This is a genomic window from Pseudomonas sp. Irchel 3F3, assembly GCF_900187545.1.
In the GTDB taxonomy this organism is placed as follows: domain Bacteria; phylum Pseudomonadota; class Gammaproteobacteria; order Pseudomonadales; family Pseudomonadaceae; genus Aquipseudomonas; species Aquipseudomonas fortuita.
Map to the genome: position 1 here is coordinate 380902 of NZ_FYDS01000005.1, position 15709 is coordinate 396610.

A 15709-nucleotide genomic window follows, 5' to 3' on the forward strand; every position below is an offset into this window, starting at 1 on the left:
ATCGCCGGCAAGCCGGCTCCCACCGGTATTGCACAGGGCTTGAAGACAGCGGGCTTCTGTGGGAGCTGGCTTGCCGGCGATAGGGCCGGTGGAGATTGCCGAGCACTTTGCCCTGCAATGCAGTGCGAACAATTCTTACTACTATTTGCGCTACACAGCGCCGGAGTATCACGGTGCCCAGCGCGCTCACATCCACGGTCGAAGGCCTGTACCGCGCCCATCACAACTGGCTTACCCGGGTGCGGCTGTTCGAAGGTGAACTGGCGCTGCAAGTGGCCAACGATCCCCGACCATTGCTGGTGCGTACCGGCGAAGGGGCGCTACACCGGCACGGCGGCCGCTTCACCGGGGGCTGGCAGTCGGTCTCGGCGCTCGACCACAATGTGGGCGCCTGGGTCGACGGCATGCTGGTGGCCTCGCAGATGCGCCTGGCGGATTTCCGGGTCGTATCCGCTGGATGACAGTGAGCGCATCCTGCAAATGCTGGAGGTAGCACTGCCGGTTCGGGTGCGGCGCTTCACCCGGTCGTGGGTGATGGTGGATGTGGGGTGAGGGCTACCAGGTGACCGCCGCGGGTTTTGCAGGGGGCGTAGATCGAGCGCCGCCCGCGCGGCGCTTCGCGGGGCAAGCCCGCTCCCACATTTGTTTCGGGCCAGTTATGCCTGCAAGAGAGGCGCGCGACCGCCTTGTTTGTACGACTCGATATCGAGCCATGCGCCAAGGCGATCGCGCTCCTTTGTCACAGGACTGATTGGCCCGAAACAAATGTGGGAGCGGGCTTGCCCCGCGAAGCGCCGCGCGGGCGGCGCTCGATCTCACAGGCGACAAAAAATTCATGGCGAAAACACCCGCAAAAAAAAAGATCAAATCAACTGAGCCATTTTCCCAACCTTGCGTGACAGACATGGCAGCCCCCCTCTCTAAGGACCCGACCCATGCCGTTGCGCCCCAGCCCCCTCGTCCACGCCCTGCTGCTCACCACATCGCTCGGCGTGGCCACGCCTGCCAGCCCCATTTGCAACAAGAAATTTATTTTCAAAAAGGGCTTGAATTCGGTCCGCGGTTGCCTGACCTTAGAGTCAAGAGGCGCAGAAATTCCAAGGGTCTCAAGGACCTGAGCGCGTCTCCATGCGAGCAAGCTGAATAAGGATTGAATCATGCAAATCCAGGTCAACAGCAGCAACCATTTCGAAAGCAACGCCCGTCTCGACCAGTGGGTCCGCAGTACACTGCAAAGCTCCCTGGAACGTTACGAAGAAGACCTCACCCGCATCGAGGTTCACCTGCGCGACGAGAACGGCGCCAAGCCCGGACCGCATGACAAACGCTGCCAGATGGAGGCTCGCCCCAAAGGCCACCAACCGATTTCCGTGACCCACACTGCCACTTCGGTGGACCAGGCAGTCGACGGTGCCGCCACCAAGCTCAACCACGCGCTGGAACACTTCTACGGCAAGCTGCGCAGCAAGCGCGGCGCCCTGGAACTGAGCGACCCGGACGCCTGACCGCACAATGAAAAACGCCCGGCCAAGTGCCGGGCGTTTTTATTAAAGGCCATTGAAGGCCTTCCTCAACTCACTACCCTCAGCTTTGGTACGGGGAACAGGTTCTCCAGGGTTTTCAGCAAACGCGCGTGATAAAGCGGCTTGCGGAAAAAATCCACCACCTGCAGGTGCAGCATTTCACTGACGTCATCCACGTCGGCCTGCCCGGACATGACAATCACCGGCAGGTGCTGGCGGGCCGTGTGATTGCGCATGCGCCTGATCAGACCAATGCCGCTTTCCTCCGGCATACGCAGGTCGGTGATCACCAGGGCAACGTCCGGATGACGGGTAAGCTGTTGCAAGGCAACCTGTACCGATGTCGCGGTCAGGCAGGCGAAGCCTTCATTTTCGAGAAGTTCGGCCAGCTCCAGCAGAGCGTCCTGCTCGTCATCCACCAAAAGGATCTGCTGGCGCGAGAAAGCGTTCTGCATGGCGTTGGCTCCTGCTCACCGGTCAAAGGGCATTTTTGATCGTGGTGAAGGTGGTGTTGACGGCCGTGGAGATGTCGCCAACGAAGGCGGCCAGCACCACTGCGACCATCGTCGCGATGACCGCGTATTCGATACCGGACGCACCGTCCTTGCGATGCAGGAAGGTCATGCAATGCAGAATGAACAGTTTCATGTCTCAGCTCCTTGCGGCACATGCCGGCGATTGCGGTATCAAAGTGACACCTATTTGCCATCAAAGAATCGCCAAGCTGAGGCGGACTGCAAATGTATCAAAGGATTAATCACAAAGGATTATCTCAAGAGAATTAACACCCGCAATACTGCTAACCCTCTGTATTGCCTCGACTTAATCACAATTCCAAAAAAAAGCCCTCCCGCTCATGGCAAATGGCAATGGCTGCGCTACCGTCCTATAGCGAAATAGTGACTTTTTGCCATCAGTTGCAACGTGCAGGGAGGCCGAGATGAGCAGTCGCTTGACCCTAGCCTTGGCTGCTTTCTTCCTGCTGGCAGCGCTGTTGGCCGGCTACTGGGGTGTTGTGCTGAGCCGCCCGGCGGCCACGCCCGCACCGGTTACCCCTGCGGCCGAACAACCGATTGCAGCCGTCGCCCCACCCCCCATCACTCCACCGGAGCCACCGCGTACGGCCGTGGTCGTCCTGCGCAAGGCTTTACCCGCCAATACGCCGGTCAGTGAAGACGATGTGCTGATCGAGCGCCTGCAGGTTGCCCCCACCGGGGCCTACCAGCAAACCGCCCAGGTGATCGGGCGCACCAGCGCCAGGCCACTTGCAGCGGGCACCTGGCTGGATGAGTCCAGCTTCCAGGCTGGCGGGCCGCTGGCGCGGATGATCCGTGCCAACGAGCGGGCGGTGGCAGTCGGTGTGGACGAAGTGGTCGGCGCCGCCGGCCAACTGCGCCCAGGCGACTACGTGGACGTGTTGCTGTTCCTGCGTGAAGAGCCCAACAACCCGCAATCCTCCGCCCAAGTGGTGCTGCCGGCCTTGCGCGTGCTCAGTGTCGGCGACCAGACGGGCCTGGCCAACGACGGCCGCCCGGCGCAGACCGCCGAAGAGCAAAAGGCCCGGCGCGAACAAGCCAGTATGAACAACGGCACAGGTACCCGCACCGTGGCGCTGGCAGTGCCGGAGGCCTTGGCCAGCCGTTTGATGCTGGCTGCCCAGGCTGGCACCTTGCGCCTGGCCGTGCGCAGTGCCGATGAGCAGCGCCTGGCGCGGTACTGGAACGAGCCCGGTGCCCAACCGCAGGTGGAGGCCGCCAACCGCGAACTCTACCGCTTCAGCCAGCTCTCCCAGTCGCCGGTGGCCAACGCTGCCAGCCTGGCGACCAGCAAACCCACACCCGCCATGCACATCATCCGTGGCGCACAGGCTGACGATACGAATAAAACCCCCTGACCCGGCAAGGATGCAGCGATGCGTAGTTCCTTTTTGAGACAAGCATGTTGTACCGGGCTGCTGGCCGCGCTGTTGCCCCAGGCCCAGGCAGCGGGCAAAGGCTGCGAGGCGATCAGTCAGCTCCCTTCGGTCATCGAGATAGACCAGGGCCTGCAGCAGGAACTGCGCCTGCCACTGGCGATCAGCCGGGTTGCCGTAGGCGAGCCCAAGGTGGCCGATGTGCAGGCCAGCGGTGACCGCGGTGTGGTGATTACCGCAGTGGGCCAAGGCAATACCACGTTGATGCTGTGGACAGCATGCGCCCCGTCACCGCACCGGGCCATGGTATTCGTCAAAGGCCGGGCCAGTGCCGACATGGCCGAAGACAGTTTTTTGCCGTCGCAGGATGCACAACTGATCAGCCAGGTGCAGGCCGATATCCGTTTCGTGGAAGTACGCCGAAACAAGTACAGAGAAGCTGGCGCACGGCTGTTCTTCAAGGGTTCGAACAACAGCCTGATCGGTGCGCCTGGAACAGTGCCTAACACCTCTGTATCCCCAGGTTCGGTACCCATTGCGAACCCGGAGATCCCGCTCACAGAGAACGTCTTCAACATCGTCTGGGGCGGCGGCAGTAGCCGCTTCCTTGCCATGATCAACGCACTGGAAAGCAGCGGCTTCGCCTACACGTTGGCCCGCCCGAGCCTGACCGTACTCAGCGGCCAGACCGCAAGCTTCCTGGCGGGTGGCGAAATTCCGATTCCAGTCCCCAGCTCGGGCAGCGACAACGTGTCCATCGAATACAAGGAGTTCGGCGTACGTCTGGCGCTGACACCAACCATCATCAGCCCCGGCAGGATCACCCTCAAGGTGGCGCCGGAGGTCAGCGAGCTGGACTACAGCAACGTAGTAACCATCGCCGGCACGCAAGTGCCGGGTTTGACCGTAAGACGCACCGACACCAGCATTGCCCTTGCCGATGGCGAAAGCTTCATCATCAGCGGCTTGGTCAGCAGCAACACCAGGTCCGATGTCGACAAACTGCCTGGCCTCGGTAACCTCCCAATCCTGGGCGCATTCTTCCGGCAATCGACGCTCAAACGCGAAGAAACCGAACTGCTGATGATCGTAACTCCACACCTGGTCCAGCCGCTGGCCGCCAACGCGCGGCTGCCGGAACTGCCGGGTGAGAACTTGCGCAACTACGACCCCAGCTGGGGGCGCCTGTTCTTCCTGGAAAACGGCAACTTCGACGGCAAGGGTGGGTTATCCCAATGAACGAGAGCCTGAACCCCACCTTCCTCGCCATCACCCGCAATGAAGAGGACCTGCACTGGCTACAGGGCGCACTGGCGCCGCAAGGCCAGGTGATCGGTGCCAGTGCCGGCAGCCTCGACGAGCTGCTGGCGCTGGTCAACGCCACCTTCAGCAACCTGATGTTCATCGGCCTGGACCGCGAACAGCTGGTCAGCCAGTGCGCCTTGATCGAGGGGGTGCTGGAGGCCAGGCCGATGTTGGCGATTGTCGCCCTTGGCGATGGCATGGACAACCAACTGGTGCTGCATGCCATGCGCGCAGGCGCCCGCGATTTCGTCGCCTATGGCTCACGCCCCAGCGAAGTGGCCGGGCTGGTGAGGCGCCTGGGCAAGCGCATGCCGGCGGTGACCAGCAACCCCAGCCTTGGCGGGCTGACCGTGCTGTTCGGTGTGCAAGCCAATGCAGACGGCGCATTGCTCACCACCCACCTGGCCCGGGTGGTGCAGGAGAGCGGCCAGCAAACCCTGCTGCTGGACCTGGGCCTGCCGCGTGGCGACAGCCTGGCGCTGCTCGGCCTGGAGGCTTCGTTCTTTTTCGGCGACGCCCTGCGCCACCTGCGCCGCCTCGACACCACACTGATCGACAGCGCATTCACGCGCGACAAGAAAGGCTTGCGCCTGCTCACTTACGCCGAGGCCGACGACCCGCTGCAACAAACCAGCGCCGCCGAGCTGTACATGCTGCTCAGCGCCCTGCGCCAGCACTTCCAGCACATTGTCGTGAACCTGACTGGGCATGCCGACAGCGAAGCCCTGCGCACGTTGGTGAGCCATTGCGACAAACTGATCGTCTACACCGACCAGAATATCCTCGACTGCCGGCGCAACCTTGAAGTGCTCGACCTGTGGCGTGACCACGGCATGAAGCTGGAGCACGCCAGCCTGCTGGTGGACCGCTACCTGAGCAACGTTGCACCCGATGCCGATACCCTGGCCAAACGCTACGGGCTGCCCTTGCTCAAGGCCATCCCCTACAGCCCCGAAGTGCGCCTGAACGTGAAGAACCAGGGCCTGAGCCTGTTCGAACTGGCCCCGCGTGAAAACCTCACTCAAGCCCTGCGCAGCCTCGGCGAACGCCTGGCACGGCGCTCGGAAAACCTCGCACCACCCGCCTTCACCTGGCTGCGTCGGCTTTGGGGGAGCAAATGAGCAATGACCAACCCTTTGGTGGCCAGCAACACGCCTCCGGCGACCCCTACGCGCTAAAGCGTGCACTGCACCGCTTTGCCATCGACGCCATCGAGGACAGCGGCCGCAACCTGCTCGAAGGCGCCCGGCCAGCACTGACCCAGTTCGTGCTGGAGCAGGTGGGCGATTACGTCGCGCGCCTGCGCCTGGCCATGTCGCGCTACGAAATGGAGCGCCTGGCCGAAGAGCTGGTAGATGAGCTGACCGGTTTCGGCCCGCTGGAAGTGTTGCTGCGAGACCCCACCGTTACGGAAATCCTGGTCAACGGCCCCCATCGGGTGTTCGTGGAACGGGCGGGCCTGTTGCAACAGACCGACCTGCGTTTTATCGACGCTCACCATGTGGAGCGGGTGATGCAGCGCATCCTCGCGCCGCTTGGCCGGCGCCTGGATGAATCCTCGCCAATGGTCGACGCGCGCATGCCCGACGGCAGCCGGGTGAATGCGATCATTCCGCCTGTGGCGCTGGACGGCCCGTGCCTGTCGATCCGCAAGTTCCGCCAAGACATGCTCAAGAGCGCCGACCTGCTGGCCACACGCGCTATCGACCAGCCCATCTTCGACTTCTTCGAACGCGCCGTGGGCAAACGTTGCAACATCCTGGTCAGTGGCGGTACCGGCACCGGCAAGACCACCCTGCTGAACATCCTCAGCCAGATGATCGCGCCCCGCGAACGCCTGGTAACCATCGAAGACGTCGCCGAGCTGCAGCTGCACCATCCCCACGTGGTGCGCCTGGAAACCCGCCCGCCGAATGCCGAAGGGCATGGCGAAATCAAGGCCAGCGAACTGATCCGCAACGCCCTGCGCATGCGCCCAGACCGCATCATTCTGGGCGAGATCCGCGGCAGCGAAGTGCTCGACGTGCTCACTGCGATGAACACCGGCCACGATGGCTCGATGAGCACGGTGCACGCCAACACCGCACAGGATGCGCTGCTGCGCCTGGAAACCCTGGTCGGCCTGAGCGGCCGGCAGATTGCCGAGAAGACCTTGCGGCAGATGGTCTGCGCGGCGCTGGATGTGGTGATCCAGCTGACCCGCCTGCCCGACGGCCGACGCTGCGTCAGCGAGGTGCTGGAAGTGGTCGGCGTGCGCGATGAGGTGTACGTGACCAACACCCTGTTCCGCCTCGATCGTCGTGGCGGCGATACCTTTCTGCGCGAAGCACCCAACCCGGCGGGCAGCAAGCTGCGCGCAGAGGGCGTGCTGTGACCGGCCCCTTGCTGCTGGCGCTGTCCCCGCTGCTGCTGGGCGTCGCCCTGCTGCTGTTGCGCCGTAGCCTGTACAAGCGGCACGAAGAACGCATCCTGCAACGCCTGGGGCGGGCGTTCAGCATTGTGCGCAATGGCACCGTCCGGCGCGAATGGCTCGACGCCCTGCTGCAGCGCGCCGGCTTGGGGGCTGTCGACATCGAGCCACAGCGCTGGTTGCTGGCGTGGCTGGGCGTGGTGCTGCTGGGGCTGATCGCCGCCGGCTGGGTGGCCGCATTGATGCTGCTGGTCGGCCTGCCAACCCTTGCGTACCTGATCCTGAGCTGGCAAAGCCGCCGGCAAATGCGGCAAATCGTCGACCAGTTGCCTGGCCTGCTGGACTACAGCGTGCGCAGCCTCAAGGCCGGCCGCACCCTCAATGACGCGGTGCTGGGCGGTATCGACAGTAGCCGCGATCCCCTGCGCTCAGCCATGGCGCGGGTGCGGCGCAACGTACAGTTGGGCGTGGCGCTGGAGGATGCTGTGAGCGAGCTGGCCGAACTGCACAAGCAGGACGAACTGCGGCTGTTCGCCCTTGGCTTGCGCATCAACCAGCGTTACGGCGGCAATGCCAGCGAGCTGATGGAAAACCTGATCAAACTGATCCGCGAGCGTGAACAAGGGGCGCGTCAGCTCAAGGCGATGACCGGCGAGACCCGCATCACCGCGATCATTCTCGGCTCCTTGCCGCTGGCGATGGTCGGCTACTTCCTGATGGCCAACCCGCATTACCTGCTGGCCATGTGGCGGGACAGCAGCGGCCAGATGATGCTGTTGCTGGCCTTTGCCTTGCAGGTGCTCGGTTGCCTGGTGCTGTGGCGAATGATGAGGAGCCTGTGACCATGGCCTTGCTGATCTGCGCCCTGTGCCTGTTCATTGCCGCCAGCCTGTTTGGCCTGCAGGTCATTCGCCAATGGCGAGCGCGGGTACTGGTGACCCGACGCCTGCAGGGGCGACTAACCCGCGACGAACGCCTGGGCGACTGGCTGCACTGGCTGGGCAGCAGCGCGTGGGGGCAGCGCTTGCAAAGATTCGACGGCGAAAGCCAGGCCCTGCTCGAACGTATCGGCTGGCGCCGCAGCCGCCAGCGCGCCCTGTTTGCCGCTGTTCAGCTAGGCCTGCCGCTGTTGGCCGTGATGCTGACACTGCTGTTGCAACAGGGGTTCAAGGGCAGCGCGGCAGCCGGCTGGGTGGTCTGGCCAATGTGCGCGCTGGGCGTCGGTTACCTGCTGCCCAAGCGCCTGCTGGCCGTGGCTGCGGCACGTCGCCAGCAGCGCATCGCCGAAGAAGTCAGCCTGATGATCCCCTTGCTGCGGATTCTTTTCGAGACCGGCCTGGCCGTCGAGCAGGCACTGCGTGTGCTGAGCCAGGAAGGCCGAACGCTGATCCCGCACATCAGCGCAGAGTTGCGCCAGGTGCTGCAACGGGTGGATTCAGGCATGGCGCTGGGCCCGGAGCTGGAAAAAGTCGCCCAGCTGCTGGCTGTGGATGAGTTCACCGATACCTGCGTGATCCTGCGCCAATTGCTGGCACAAGGCAGCGGCGCGATGAAGTCGCTGCAGGCACTGAAGGCGCTGCTCGACGACCGTCGCCTGACCCGCCTGCAAGAACGGGTATCGATGATGTCGGCAAAGATGTCGGCAGTGATGATGGTGTTCCTGTTTCCGGCCTTGCTCATTGTCCTTGCCGGGCCAGGCTTTTCTGCATTGGCGCGGGCGTTGAGCCCATGAGGACTGAATGATGAAGACAATCCTGTTGTGCGCAAGCCTGGTGTTGCTGACCGGATGCGCCGGGCAACAGCCGGAAGGGCTGCGCCAGTTGTTCGCCACCGCCAGTTGCAGCAAGCCTGACGCCGACCAGCAACTGTCATTGAACCTGGCAGACGAAATGCTCAACGACGGGCGGCCACACGCCAGCCTGGCCCACCTGCAGCAACTGCCGGACACCTTCGAACAGGTTCGCCTGCGCAAGGCCAAGGTGTCACGGCTGCTTGGCCTCAGCGAGGCCGAACCTTTGTACCGCAGCCTGCTGGGCGGTTGCCTGGCCGCCGAAGGCGAACATGGCCTTGGCCAATTGGCCTCGGCCCGGGGCGACGACGTCCAGGCCCTGCAGAACCTCCAGCGGGCAGTAAGGCTCGCGCCTACCGATGAGCGGGTGCGCAACGACCTTGGCGTGGTGCTGATGAACCTGGGGCGCTATGAGCAGGCGCGCTTCGAGTTGCTGACGGCCATCGAACTGAAAGACGACAACCCGCTGCCTGCGGTCAACCTGGTGACCTTGGCGCTGGTGCAGGACAACTGGCAGCAGGCCACCGACCTGGTAGGCCGGCTGCAGCTCAAAGCGGGGCAATTTGCCGAAGCCCAGGCACGCGCCAGCAAGATCAAGGCCGGCGGCCGAGGCCCGATCGCATCGGCCAGGGCCCCGGACATGATGGTCAATTGATACACGGAGGTGATCATGATCAGGTACGTGATGCTACTGGCCTGCTGCGTAGGCAGCGCGACTTTGATGGCCGAGCAATACCCGCCCCATGCCGCTCCGGACGAAACGGCCACCGAACGGCTGTTGCGCGTGCAGTCCAGCGGCGAGCAGGCATCCAGGCGCCTGCAGGTGCAAACCGCGCGGGAGCGTGACCAGTCCATGCAGCGCTGGCTGGATACCTACAAGTATGAAATCCCCGACTTCTACCGCTGGACCAAGATGGCAGAGCGCAATAATTAGTTCGCGGGTATTTTTGCGTCGCCTGTTAGATCGAGCGCCGCCCGCGCGGCGCATCGCGACGCAAGGCCGCTCCCACATCTGTTTCGGGCCAGTTATTCCTGCGCCATCGGCGCGCGCTCCCTGGGTGCACGGCTGGAGATGGCAGAGAAGCGGCGACGCAACCTTCGATAGCGAATGGAACACACAAGGGGTCGCGCGCCAATGGCACAAGCGGGATTGGCCCGAAACGAATGTGGGAGCGGCCTTGCGTCGCGATGCGCCGCGCGGGCGGCGCTCGATCTAACAGGCGACGCGATACTCAAGCCAGGCAAGCGAAACGGCAAAACCGGCCAGCAAGCAGGGCGCAAACGGCCTTTTCTCCCCCGGCTGGCGTGCCCTGCGCCGTACCATTTGCCACACAACCAGTGCCACACCGGCACCCATAAAAGTGCCGAGTACGTGGGCCAGGCTGCTGGCCAGGGCCAGTGCGCCGAGCAGCTTGACGTCGCCAGCCCCGAACTGGCCCAGCATATAGCCGGGCAGCGTCAGCAGCAGCACGATGACGAAAGCCAGCGCGGCATCGCTGCCCGGGGCACCGAGCCAACTGTGCCCGGTGGCCAGCAACCAGGCCAGCGCACAGGCGGCAGCACCCAGCGTCAGGACATTGGAAATCTGCCGTTCCCAGGCATCCTGCCCCGCGCACAACACAAGCCAGACAAGCACTGCAAGGCTATGCATAGGCAAATGGCCATCCCTGTTCGTCGATCGGTTCTATGCTGTTACTCAGGATTCATGGTCAGGGTAGACGCAATCATGAAAGCAGGCCCGGCAAAACGGCAAAACGGCGCAGCGGCCATTGAGTTCGCGGCCGTATTCATGATCTTTTTCGCGGTGTTCTACGGCCTGGTCAGTTACACCTTGCCGATGCTGATGCTGCAGTCATTCAACCAGGCCAGCGCCGAAGCCGTGCGCCGTTGCGTGGCCCTGGACCCGAACAGCGCCAGCTACAGCACCGATGTGCAAACCCTGGCCCATCAGGTCATCAGCCAACAATTACAGTGGATGCCCTCCGCGTTCAACTTCCAGCCCGCCAGTGACGCGCAGGTAACCCTGGGCGCCAACAAATTGCTGACCGTGACCATCAATTACCCCAAAACGAAACTGACCAACGTGCTGCCGATGCTGGTACTGCCACTGATCGGTGAAGTACCGCGCCTGCCCGACCGCCTGCGGGCCGAAGCGAGCTTGCAGCTGTGAGCGGGTTGTTCGAGCGCTGGCTGGGCGGCCAGGCCACCGAGCAGGCAGCGACGGCCCCGCAAGCGGTGGGGCTGCAACTTTGGCTGGATGACCAAGGGCACGTGCTGCGCCTTGCTGGCCCACTGCGCACGGTGCTCCCTGCGAGTTCGCACAGCGCCCCCCGTGTGCATGACTACCTGCAACGGCACAGCTGGCTGGTGCTTGAAGGCCCCCCTGCCGACTGGCAGGGGCAACCGCTGGACCTCGACTTCGCGACCGTGCACGGCCCTGCCCTGCACACCCGCGGCTGGCTCCAGCGCCAGGCAGATGGCTGGCTGCTGCAGTTGTTCGATATCGGCGACCTGCTGGGCGAGCACGAGCAACAAGGCCATCGCCTGACGCAACAGGCACTGGCAGCCGCGCTTGGCCGCGCCCTGCGTGACTGCGACGAAGACCGCCTGATGGTGACAGCCACCGATCAACTGAAGCACCTGGCTGAGCACTGGCAGGCGGGCTCTCTGCGTCTGATGCTACTGGGCGATGGCGGCTGGTACACCTACACCAGCAGCGACAACGACTGGCCCTGGGCCGATGACGAGCGGTTGCGCCCCTGGCTACAAACGCTACCGCCACGCGGCCGAGAAGTGGCTGCCGGAAACCCGCTGTTGCAGTCATCGTGTGCCGGCTTGCCATTACTGGCCGTGCCCTATTTGCACGGCCATACCGTGCAGGCCTGGTTGCTGTGCGCAGGGGCACAGCGGCCGCCTGCTAGCGAAACGGTTGCGGCCCTGCTGCAAGCGCTGATCGAACCCCTGCTCAGTCGCCTGCGCCAGCACCAGTTGCGGCAACGTTCACGCCACCTGGATGAACTGCAACAGCAATTGGGGGCCGGCTGGTGGTCATGGCCCCTGCAAGGGCCGCTGCAATTCGACCCCGCCCTGGCCTTGCGCCTGGGTTTACCGGCCGAAGCCACCGCAGAGCAATGGCTAGGCCGGATACACCCGGCCGATCGCGAAGCCGCACGCATGGCATTGGAACAACTGCGCGCAGGCATTGCGTTGAACCTGAACCTGCGCCTGCTGCCAGCCAACCGCCTGGCAAGCCCGCGCTGGCTACAGTGGGCAGGCCAGCTGCAAGGCCGTCAGGTTCAGGGGTTTGTGCTCGATATCAGCGCGCTGAAAGCCCAGGAACTACAGGCCGGGGCCGCGCGCGCCCGGCTCGAAAACCTGATCGCCAGCTCGCCCGCAGTGATTTACGTCCAGCGCTATGCCGAAGGTGCACTGCACAGTGAATTTTTCAGCGCCAGCCTGATGCCGCTGCTGGGCTGGCCCAAAGACAGTGAACTGGCGCGCCACCCTGCTCAGGCCGTGCATCCCGACGACCACCCGACGTGGCTCGAACGCACCCGTACGCTGCTGCGCGATGGCCAGGTACGCTGCCGCTATCGCCTGCGCGATCACCTTGGCGGTTACCACTGGATACTGGACGAAGCCCGCCTGCTGCGTGACGACCTGGGCCAGCCTGTGGAGGCTGTCGGGCTGTGGCTCGACGTCAGCGAATTGACCGAGGCGGCCGAACGTGTGCGCCAGAGCGAGGAGCGTTACCGGGTGCTGGTAGAGGACTCGCCAGCCATGATCTGCCGCTATCGCCCAGACCTCGAGCTGCTGTTTGGCAACCACCCGCTTGCCGAACAGCTGGAATGCGCGCCGCAACAATTGACGGGCATGAACCTTGGTCAGTGGCTGTCCGACAGCCAACGGGCGGCCTTTCTCCAGCGCCTGTCTATGTTGACGCCGGCGCAGCCGTTGGCCAGTGCCGAAATCTGCCTGCAATTGCCCGGACGCAGAACAGCCTGGTGGGTGTGGGCCGAGCGTGGCCTGTTCGATGAGCACGGTCAGTTGCAGGAAGTGCAGGCGGTGGGGCGCGATAACACAGCGGTACGCCACAGCCAGCAGCAACTGCTGCAAGGGGCCAAGATGGCCACGCTGGGCGAATTGGCAACGGGCTTCGTGCATGAAATCAACCAGCCGCTGGCGACCATGCGCCTTGCGCTGGTCAATACCCTCAAACGCCTGGAAAGTGGCGTGGTCGATGCCGAGTATGTGGCGGGCAAGCTGCAGCGGATCGATGCCCAGGTCGAACGCATTGCGCGCCTGGTCGAGCATCTGCGCACCTATGGGCGCCGGTCCGAGGTAGAACAGCAGGTGTTCGCCGCCTGGGTGGCGGTGCAAGGTGCGCTGGGGTTGCTGGCTGAGGGGTTGAGCGGCAAAGGCGTGGCCTTGCTTGTTGAAGAGCCAGACCTGTGCCCGGAAGTACTGGGCCATGAGGACCAGCTCGAGCAGGTGCTGATCAACTTGCTGGTCAACGCCCGGGATGCGTTGCTCGAACGGAGGGTTGCCAAGCCGCGGATCAGCGTGAGCCAGCGCGTCGAGGACGGGCAGCTGTGCCTGTTGGTGGAAGACAACGGCGGCGGTATCGACCCACGCCTGCTCGAACGCATCTTCGAACCGTTCTTCACCACCAAGGCCGCCGGAGCGGGCACCGGCTTGGGCTTGTCGGTCAGCCACAGTATCGTCGAAGCCATGGGCGGCCGGCTCGAAGCGCACAACCGCAACGAAGGTGCGTGCTTCCAGGTCTGGTTGCCCGTCTACAGCGCCAGCTGAGCACGGCCGCCGGAGCAACTGAGGTTGGCCCCGACTTCGGCGTTGACCAGGTCGATGCCGAGGACCTTGAGCAACACGTTGACCAAGGGGTCCAGCAACGGGCTGAGCAGATTCTTGATCAAGGGTTCGACGATGCCTTTGACGCCGCCAAGGACGTTGCCGACGATTACCAGTACTTCACCGAGGCCGCTGTTTGCAGTGGGTTTGTAGGCTTCCAGCTGTATGCCTTGCAAGGTATCGGTGAGGCTGCCGACTACGTTGCTGTTGGCGGTTTGCATGCTCTGGTACACCGAGGGAAGGCCGATGTTCGGCGGCGTGCTGTTGGGGGCCTGGAACACCAGCGGGCGTTCGACCGCTCCGCTGCCCAGCACCTTGCTGTTGACGCGCAGGCCCAGGCCGCCACCAGCGAAGGGGCTACGTGCATCACAGATCGCAGGCAGTATGAGCAGCCGGGTGCAGCGTTTGGTCCCGATGTCGACCAAAGGCAACGCTTTGACAACGGTGGTGCCACTGGTAAAGAACGCGTCCACGGACTCAAAACGCCCCACCGCAATCTTGGCGGCTGAACTCTGAGTCTGAGTCGTCAAACGTTTGGGTGAGCAACTGAACGTTTCAGGCGATAACGGGTTGAGCCGCGTCGTCGCTTCTGCCACTTCAAGACCGATGTCCAGCGACAGCTTGTCCGGGACCAGGATTATATCGGTGACCGTACACGGCACGCCGACCAGGCATAGCACCGATTGCAATGTACTGGCGAGGTTCAGGCTGAGCAGATTGTTAAGCACATTGGTGATCGGCCCGACGAGATCCAACACAGCATTGAGCAACCCAAGCACCGAGTTGAGCAAAGGCAAATCCAGCGAAATCATCGCCCGCACCTGTGCGGTATGCACCCGCAGCTCATCGGTACGCGGGTCTCCCACCGCAGAAATCTGCTGCGGCTCGATCACTTTCAACCGTACCCGACCATTGACCAGCCCCAGCACGCTGATTGGCAAATCCACCGTTGCCGCACTTTCGCTGACCGCCAGCTGGATTACCCCCTGCACCAGTTGCAGCAATTGAATGCTGGCATCCAGCCCGGCCTGCGCTGTGCCGTTCTGAATATCGAGCAAGTCCCCCAGTTGCAATAACGTGCTGTTGCTGGCGCCCAGTGCCACCTTGCCCAGGTTGGTCACCACATCTGCCGCCGCACCACTCTGCTGCAGTACTTTTACCGCCGCTTGCAGCAACTGGGTAGCGGTGGCATCGGCAGTGAGCAGTTGCTGGTAGTCGCCCGCCTTGAGCTTGAGATCGATGGCGAGTTGGTCAAGGTAGCTAAGCAGATTGAGCTGGGTACTGGCGATGCCTTGCCAGCCGGCCACATCAAGCTGAACCGTACCACCCAGGGCGCCGAGAAGAGCGTTGAGCAAAACCGACTGCCGCGAGTCGACGGTCGCCAGCGTGGTACGAATACTCAACATCGCCTGCGGCGGCAGAGGCGACGATGCCACGGCATGCGCGTGCAAGGTCGTGGTCAAAGGCACGCCATTGCCCTGCGCCAAGGTGTACACCCCCGCAGCAAAACTGGTGGGCACTGTATTGCTGACATCCACCCGTATGGCTTCATTGCGAGTGTTGTCACTGGTGAAGGTTCGCAAGCTATTGGCGCCAGTCTGCAAGTACCCGCAACTGGCCGTTAGCGGGTTGCTGGCCGCATGGCCGTTGCGTGTGGCGGCGGCCCGGGCAATCGCGGTCGCCTGTGGCCCGCTGCCGGTGCACACGGCAAACTGGCCTGCCGCCTCCAGCGCCGACATGTCGGCAATGCGCTGCAGCTTGCGCTGTTCAAGAAACAGGCGGCCGCTGTCAATCACCACCAGCATGAACAGCAGGGCAAGGCCCAGGGTAACCACCGCCATTAGGCCGATTGCGCCACGCTGACGGGCAGCAGATGAGGGAACCACGGGCACTCCTTTGCC

General features: G+C 63.4%; 15 protein-coding genes and 1 pseudogene. 12 read left to right on the forward strand and 4 right to left on the reverse strand.

Annotated features, from left to right (window positions below; genetic code table 11):
* Positions 1-239: 239 nt before the first annotated feature.
* Together CKW35_RS27945 and CKW35_RS13045 are read left to right on the forward strand one after the other, a co-directional pair.
* Positions 240-552: pseudogene (locus CKW35_RS27945) on the forward strand (hypothetical protein); the annotation flags it as partial.
* Positions 553-1157: 605 nt separating this feature from the next.
* Positions 1158-1505, forward strand: coding sequence for an HPF/RaiA family ribosome-associated protein (locus tag CKW35_RS13045; RefSeq protein WP_016489041.1), 348 nt, complete (start codon positions 1158-1160; stop codon positions 1503-1505).
* 65 nt (positions 1506-1570) lie between these two features.
* Here the strand turns inward: CKW35_RS13045 and CKW35_RS13050 are convergent, their stop codons facing one another.
* Both CKW35_RS13050 and CKW35_RS13055 read right to left on the reverse strand, forming a co-directional pair.
* On the reverse strand, positions 1571-1978 hold the full coding sequence (locus CKW35_RS13050) for a response regulator (RefSeq protein WP_016489042.1): 408 nt from the start codon (positions 1976-1978) through the stop codon (positions 1571-1573).
* 22 nt (positions 1979-2000) lie between these two features.
* Positions 2001-2171 (reverse strand): Flp family type IVb pilin, encoded by a 171-nt coding sequence (locus CKW35_RS13055; RefSeq protein ID WP_016489043.1) that lies wholly within the window; start codon positions 2169-2171, stop codon positions 2001-2003.
* Between the two features lie 292 nt (positions 2172-2463).
* Here CKW35_RS13055 and cpaB point away from each other — a divergent pair, with 292 nt between their 5' ends.
* Genes cpaB through CKW35_RS13095 form a run of 8 tightly spaced genes read left to right on the forward strand, consistent with a single transcriptional unit; the run spans position 2464 to position 9873 of the window.
* The gene (gene cpaB / locus CKW35_RS13060; RefSeq protein WP_016489044.1) at positions 2464-3417 is read left to right on the forward strand and encodes a Flp pilus assembly protein CpaB; all 954 of its coding nucleotides are present in this window, start codon (positions 2464-2466) and stop codon (positions 3415-3417) included.
* An 18-nt stretch (positions 3418-3435) separates the two neighbouring features.
* The gene (locus tag CKW35_RS13065; protein WP_023047443.1) at positions 3436-4674 is read left to right on the forward strand and encodes a type II and III secretion system protein family protein; all 1239 of its coding nucleotides are present in this window, start codon (positions 3436-3438) and stop codon (positions 4672-4674) included.
* On the forward strand, positions 4671-5861 hold the full coding sequence (locus tag CKW35_RS13070; RefSeq protein WP_095116087.1) for a pilus assembly protein: 1191 nt from the start codon (positions 4671-4673) through the stop codon (positions 5859-5861). The genes CKW35_RS13065 and CKW35_RS13070 overlap by 4 nt, the downstream gene beginning before the upstream one ends.
* Positions 5858-7114, forward strand: coding sequence for a CpaF family protein (locus CKW35_RS13075; RefSeq protein ID WP_095116089.1), 1257 nt, complete (start codon positions 5858-5860; stop codon positions 7112-7114). The genes CKW35_RS13070 and CKW35_RS13075 overlap by 4 nt, the downstream gene beginning before the upstream one ends.
* The gene (locus CKW35_RS13080; protein ID WP_024717468.1) at positions 7111-7992 is read left to right on the forward strand and encodes a type II secretion system F family protein; all 882 of its coding nucleotides are present in this window, start codon (positions 7111-7113) and stop codon (positions 7990-7992) included. Before CKW35_RS13075 ends, CKW35_RS13080 begins: the two co-directional genes overlap by 4 nt.
* Positions 7993-7994: 2 nt before the next feature.
* Entirely contained in the window at positions 7995-8882 is an 888-nt protein-coding gene (locus CKW35_RS13085) for a type II secretion system F family protein (protein WP_023047446.1), read from the forward strand.
* 10 nt (positions 8883-8892) lie between these two features.
* Positions 8893-9594, forward strand: coding sequence for a tetratricopeptide repeat protein (locus CKW35_RS13090; RefSeq protein WP_024717469.1), 702 nt, complete (start codon positions 8893-8895; stop codon positions 9592-9594).
* Positions 9595-9609: 15 nt separating this feature from the next.
* Entirely contained in the window at positions 9610-9873 is a 264-nt protein-coding gene (locus CKW35_RS13095; protein ID WP_016489051.1) for a DUF3613 domain-containing protein, read from the forward strand.
* Between the two features lie 279 nt (positions 9874-10152).
* On the opposite strand, the gene CKW35_RS13100 is transcribed toward CKW35_RS13095, so the two are convergent.
* Positions 10153-10590, reverse strand: a complete 438-nt coding sequence (locus CKW35_RS13100; RefSeq protein ID WP_016489052.1) for a prepilin peptidase — start codon at positions 10588-10590, stop codon at positions 10153-10155.
* Between the two features lie 75 nt (positions 10591-10665).
* Between CKW35_RS13100 and CKW35_RS13105 the strand changes: the two genes are divergently transcribed.
* A complete protein-coding gene (locus CKW35_RS13105) occupies positions 10666-11109 on the forward strand; it encodes a TadE/TadG family type IV pilus assembly protein (protein WP_016489053.1) in 444 nt (147 codons plus the stop codon).
* Positions 11106-13751, forward strand: coding sequence for an ATP-binding protein (locus CKW35_RS13110; RefSeq protein WP_095116092.1), 2646 nt, complete (start codon positions 11106-11108; stop codon positions 13749-13751). The genes CKW35_RS13105 and CKW35_RS13110 overlap by 4 nt, the downstream gene beginning before the upstream one ends.
* Here CKW35_RS13110 and CKW35_RS13115 read toward each other — a convergent pair.
* Positions 13736-15694: a TadG family pilus assembly protein gene (locus tag CKW35_RS13115; RefSeq protein WP_256583389.1), complete on the reverse strand. Its 1959-nt coding sequence runs from the start codon at positions 15692-15694 to the stop codon at positions 13736-13738. The two genes, CKW35_RS13110 and CKW35_RS13115, sit on opposite strands and share 16 nt — an antisense overlap.
* Positions 15695-15709 lie beyond the last annotated feature (15 nt).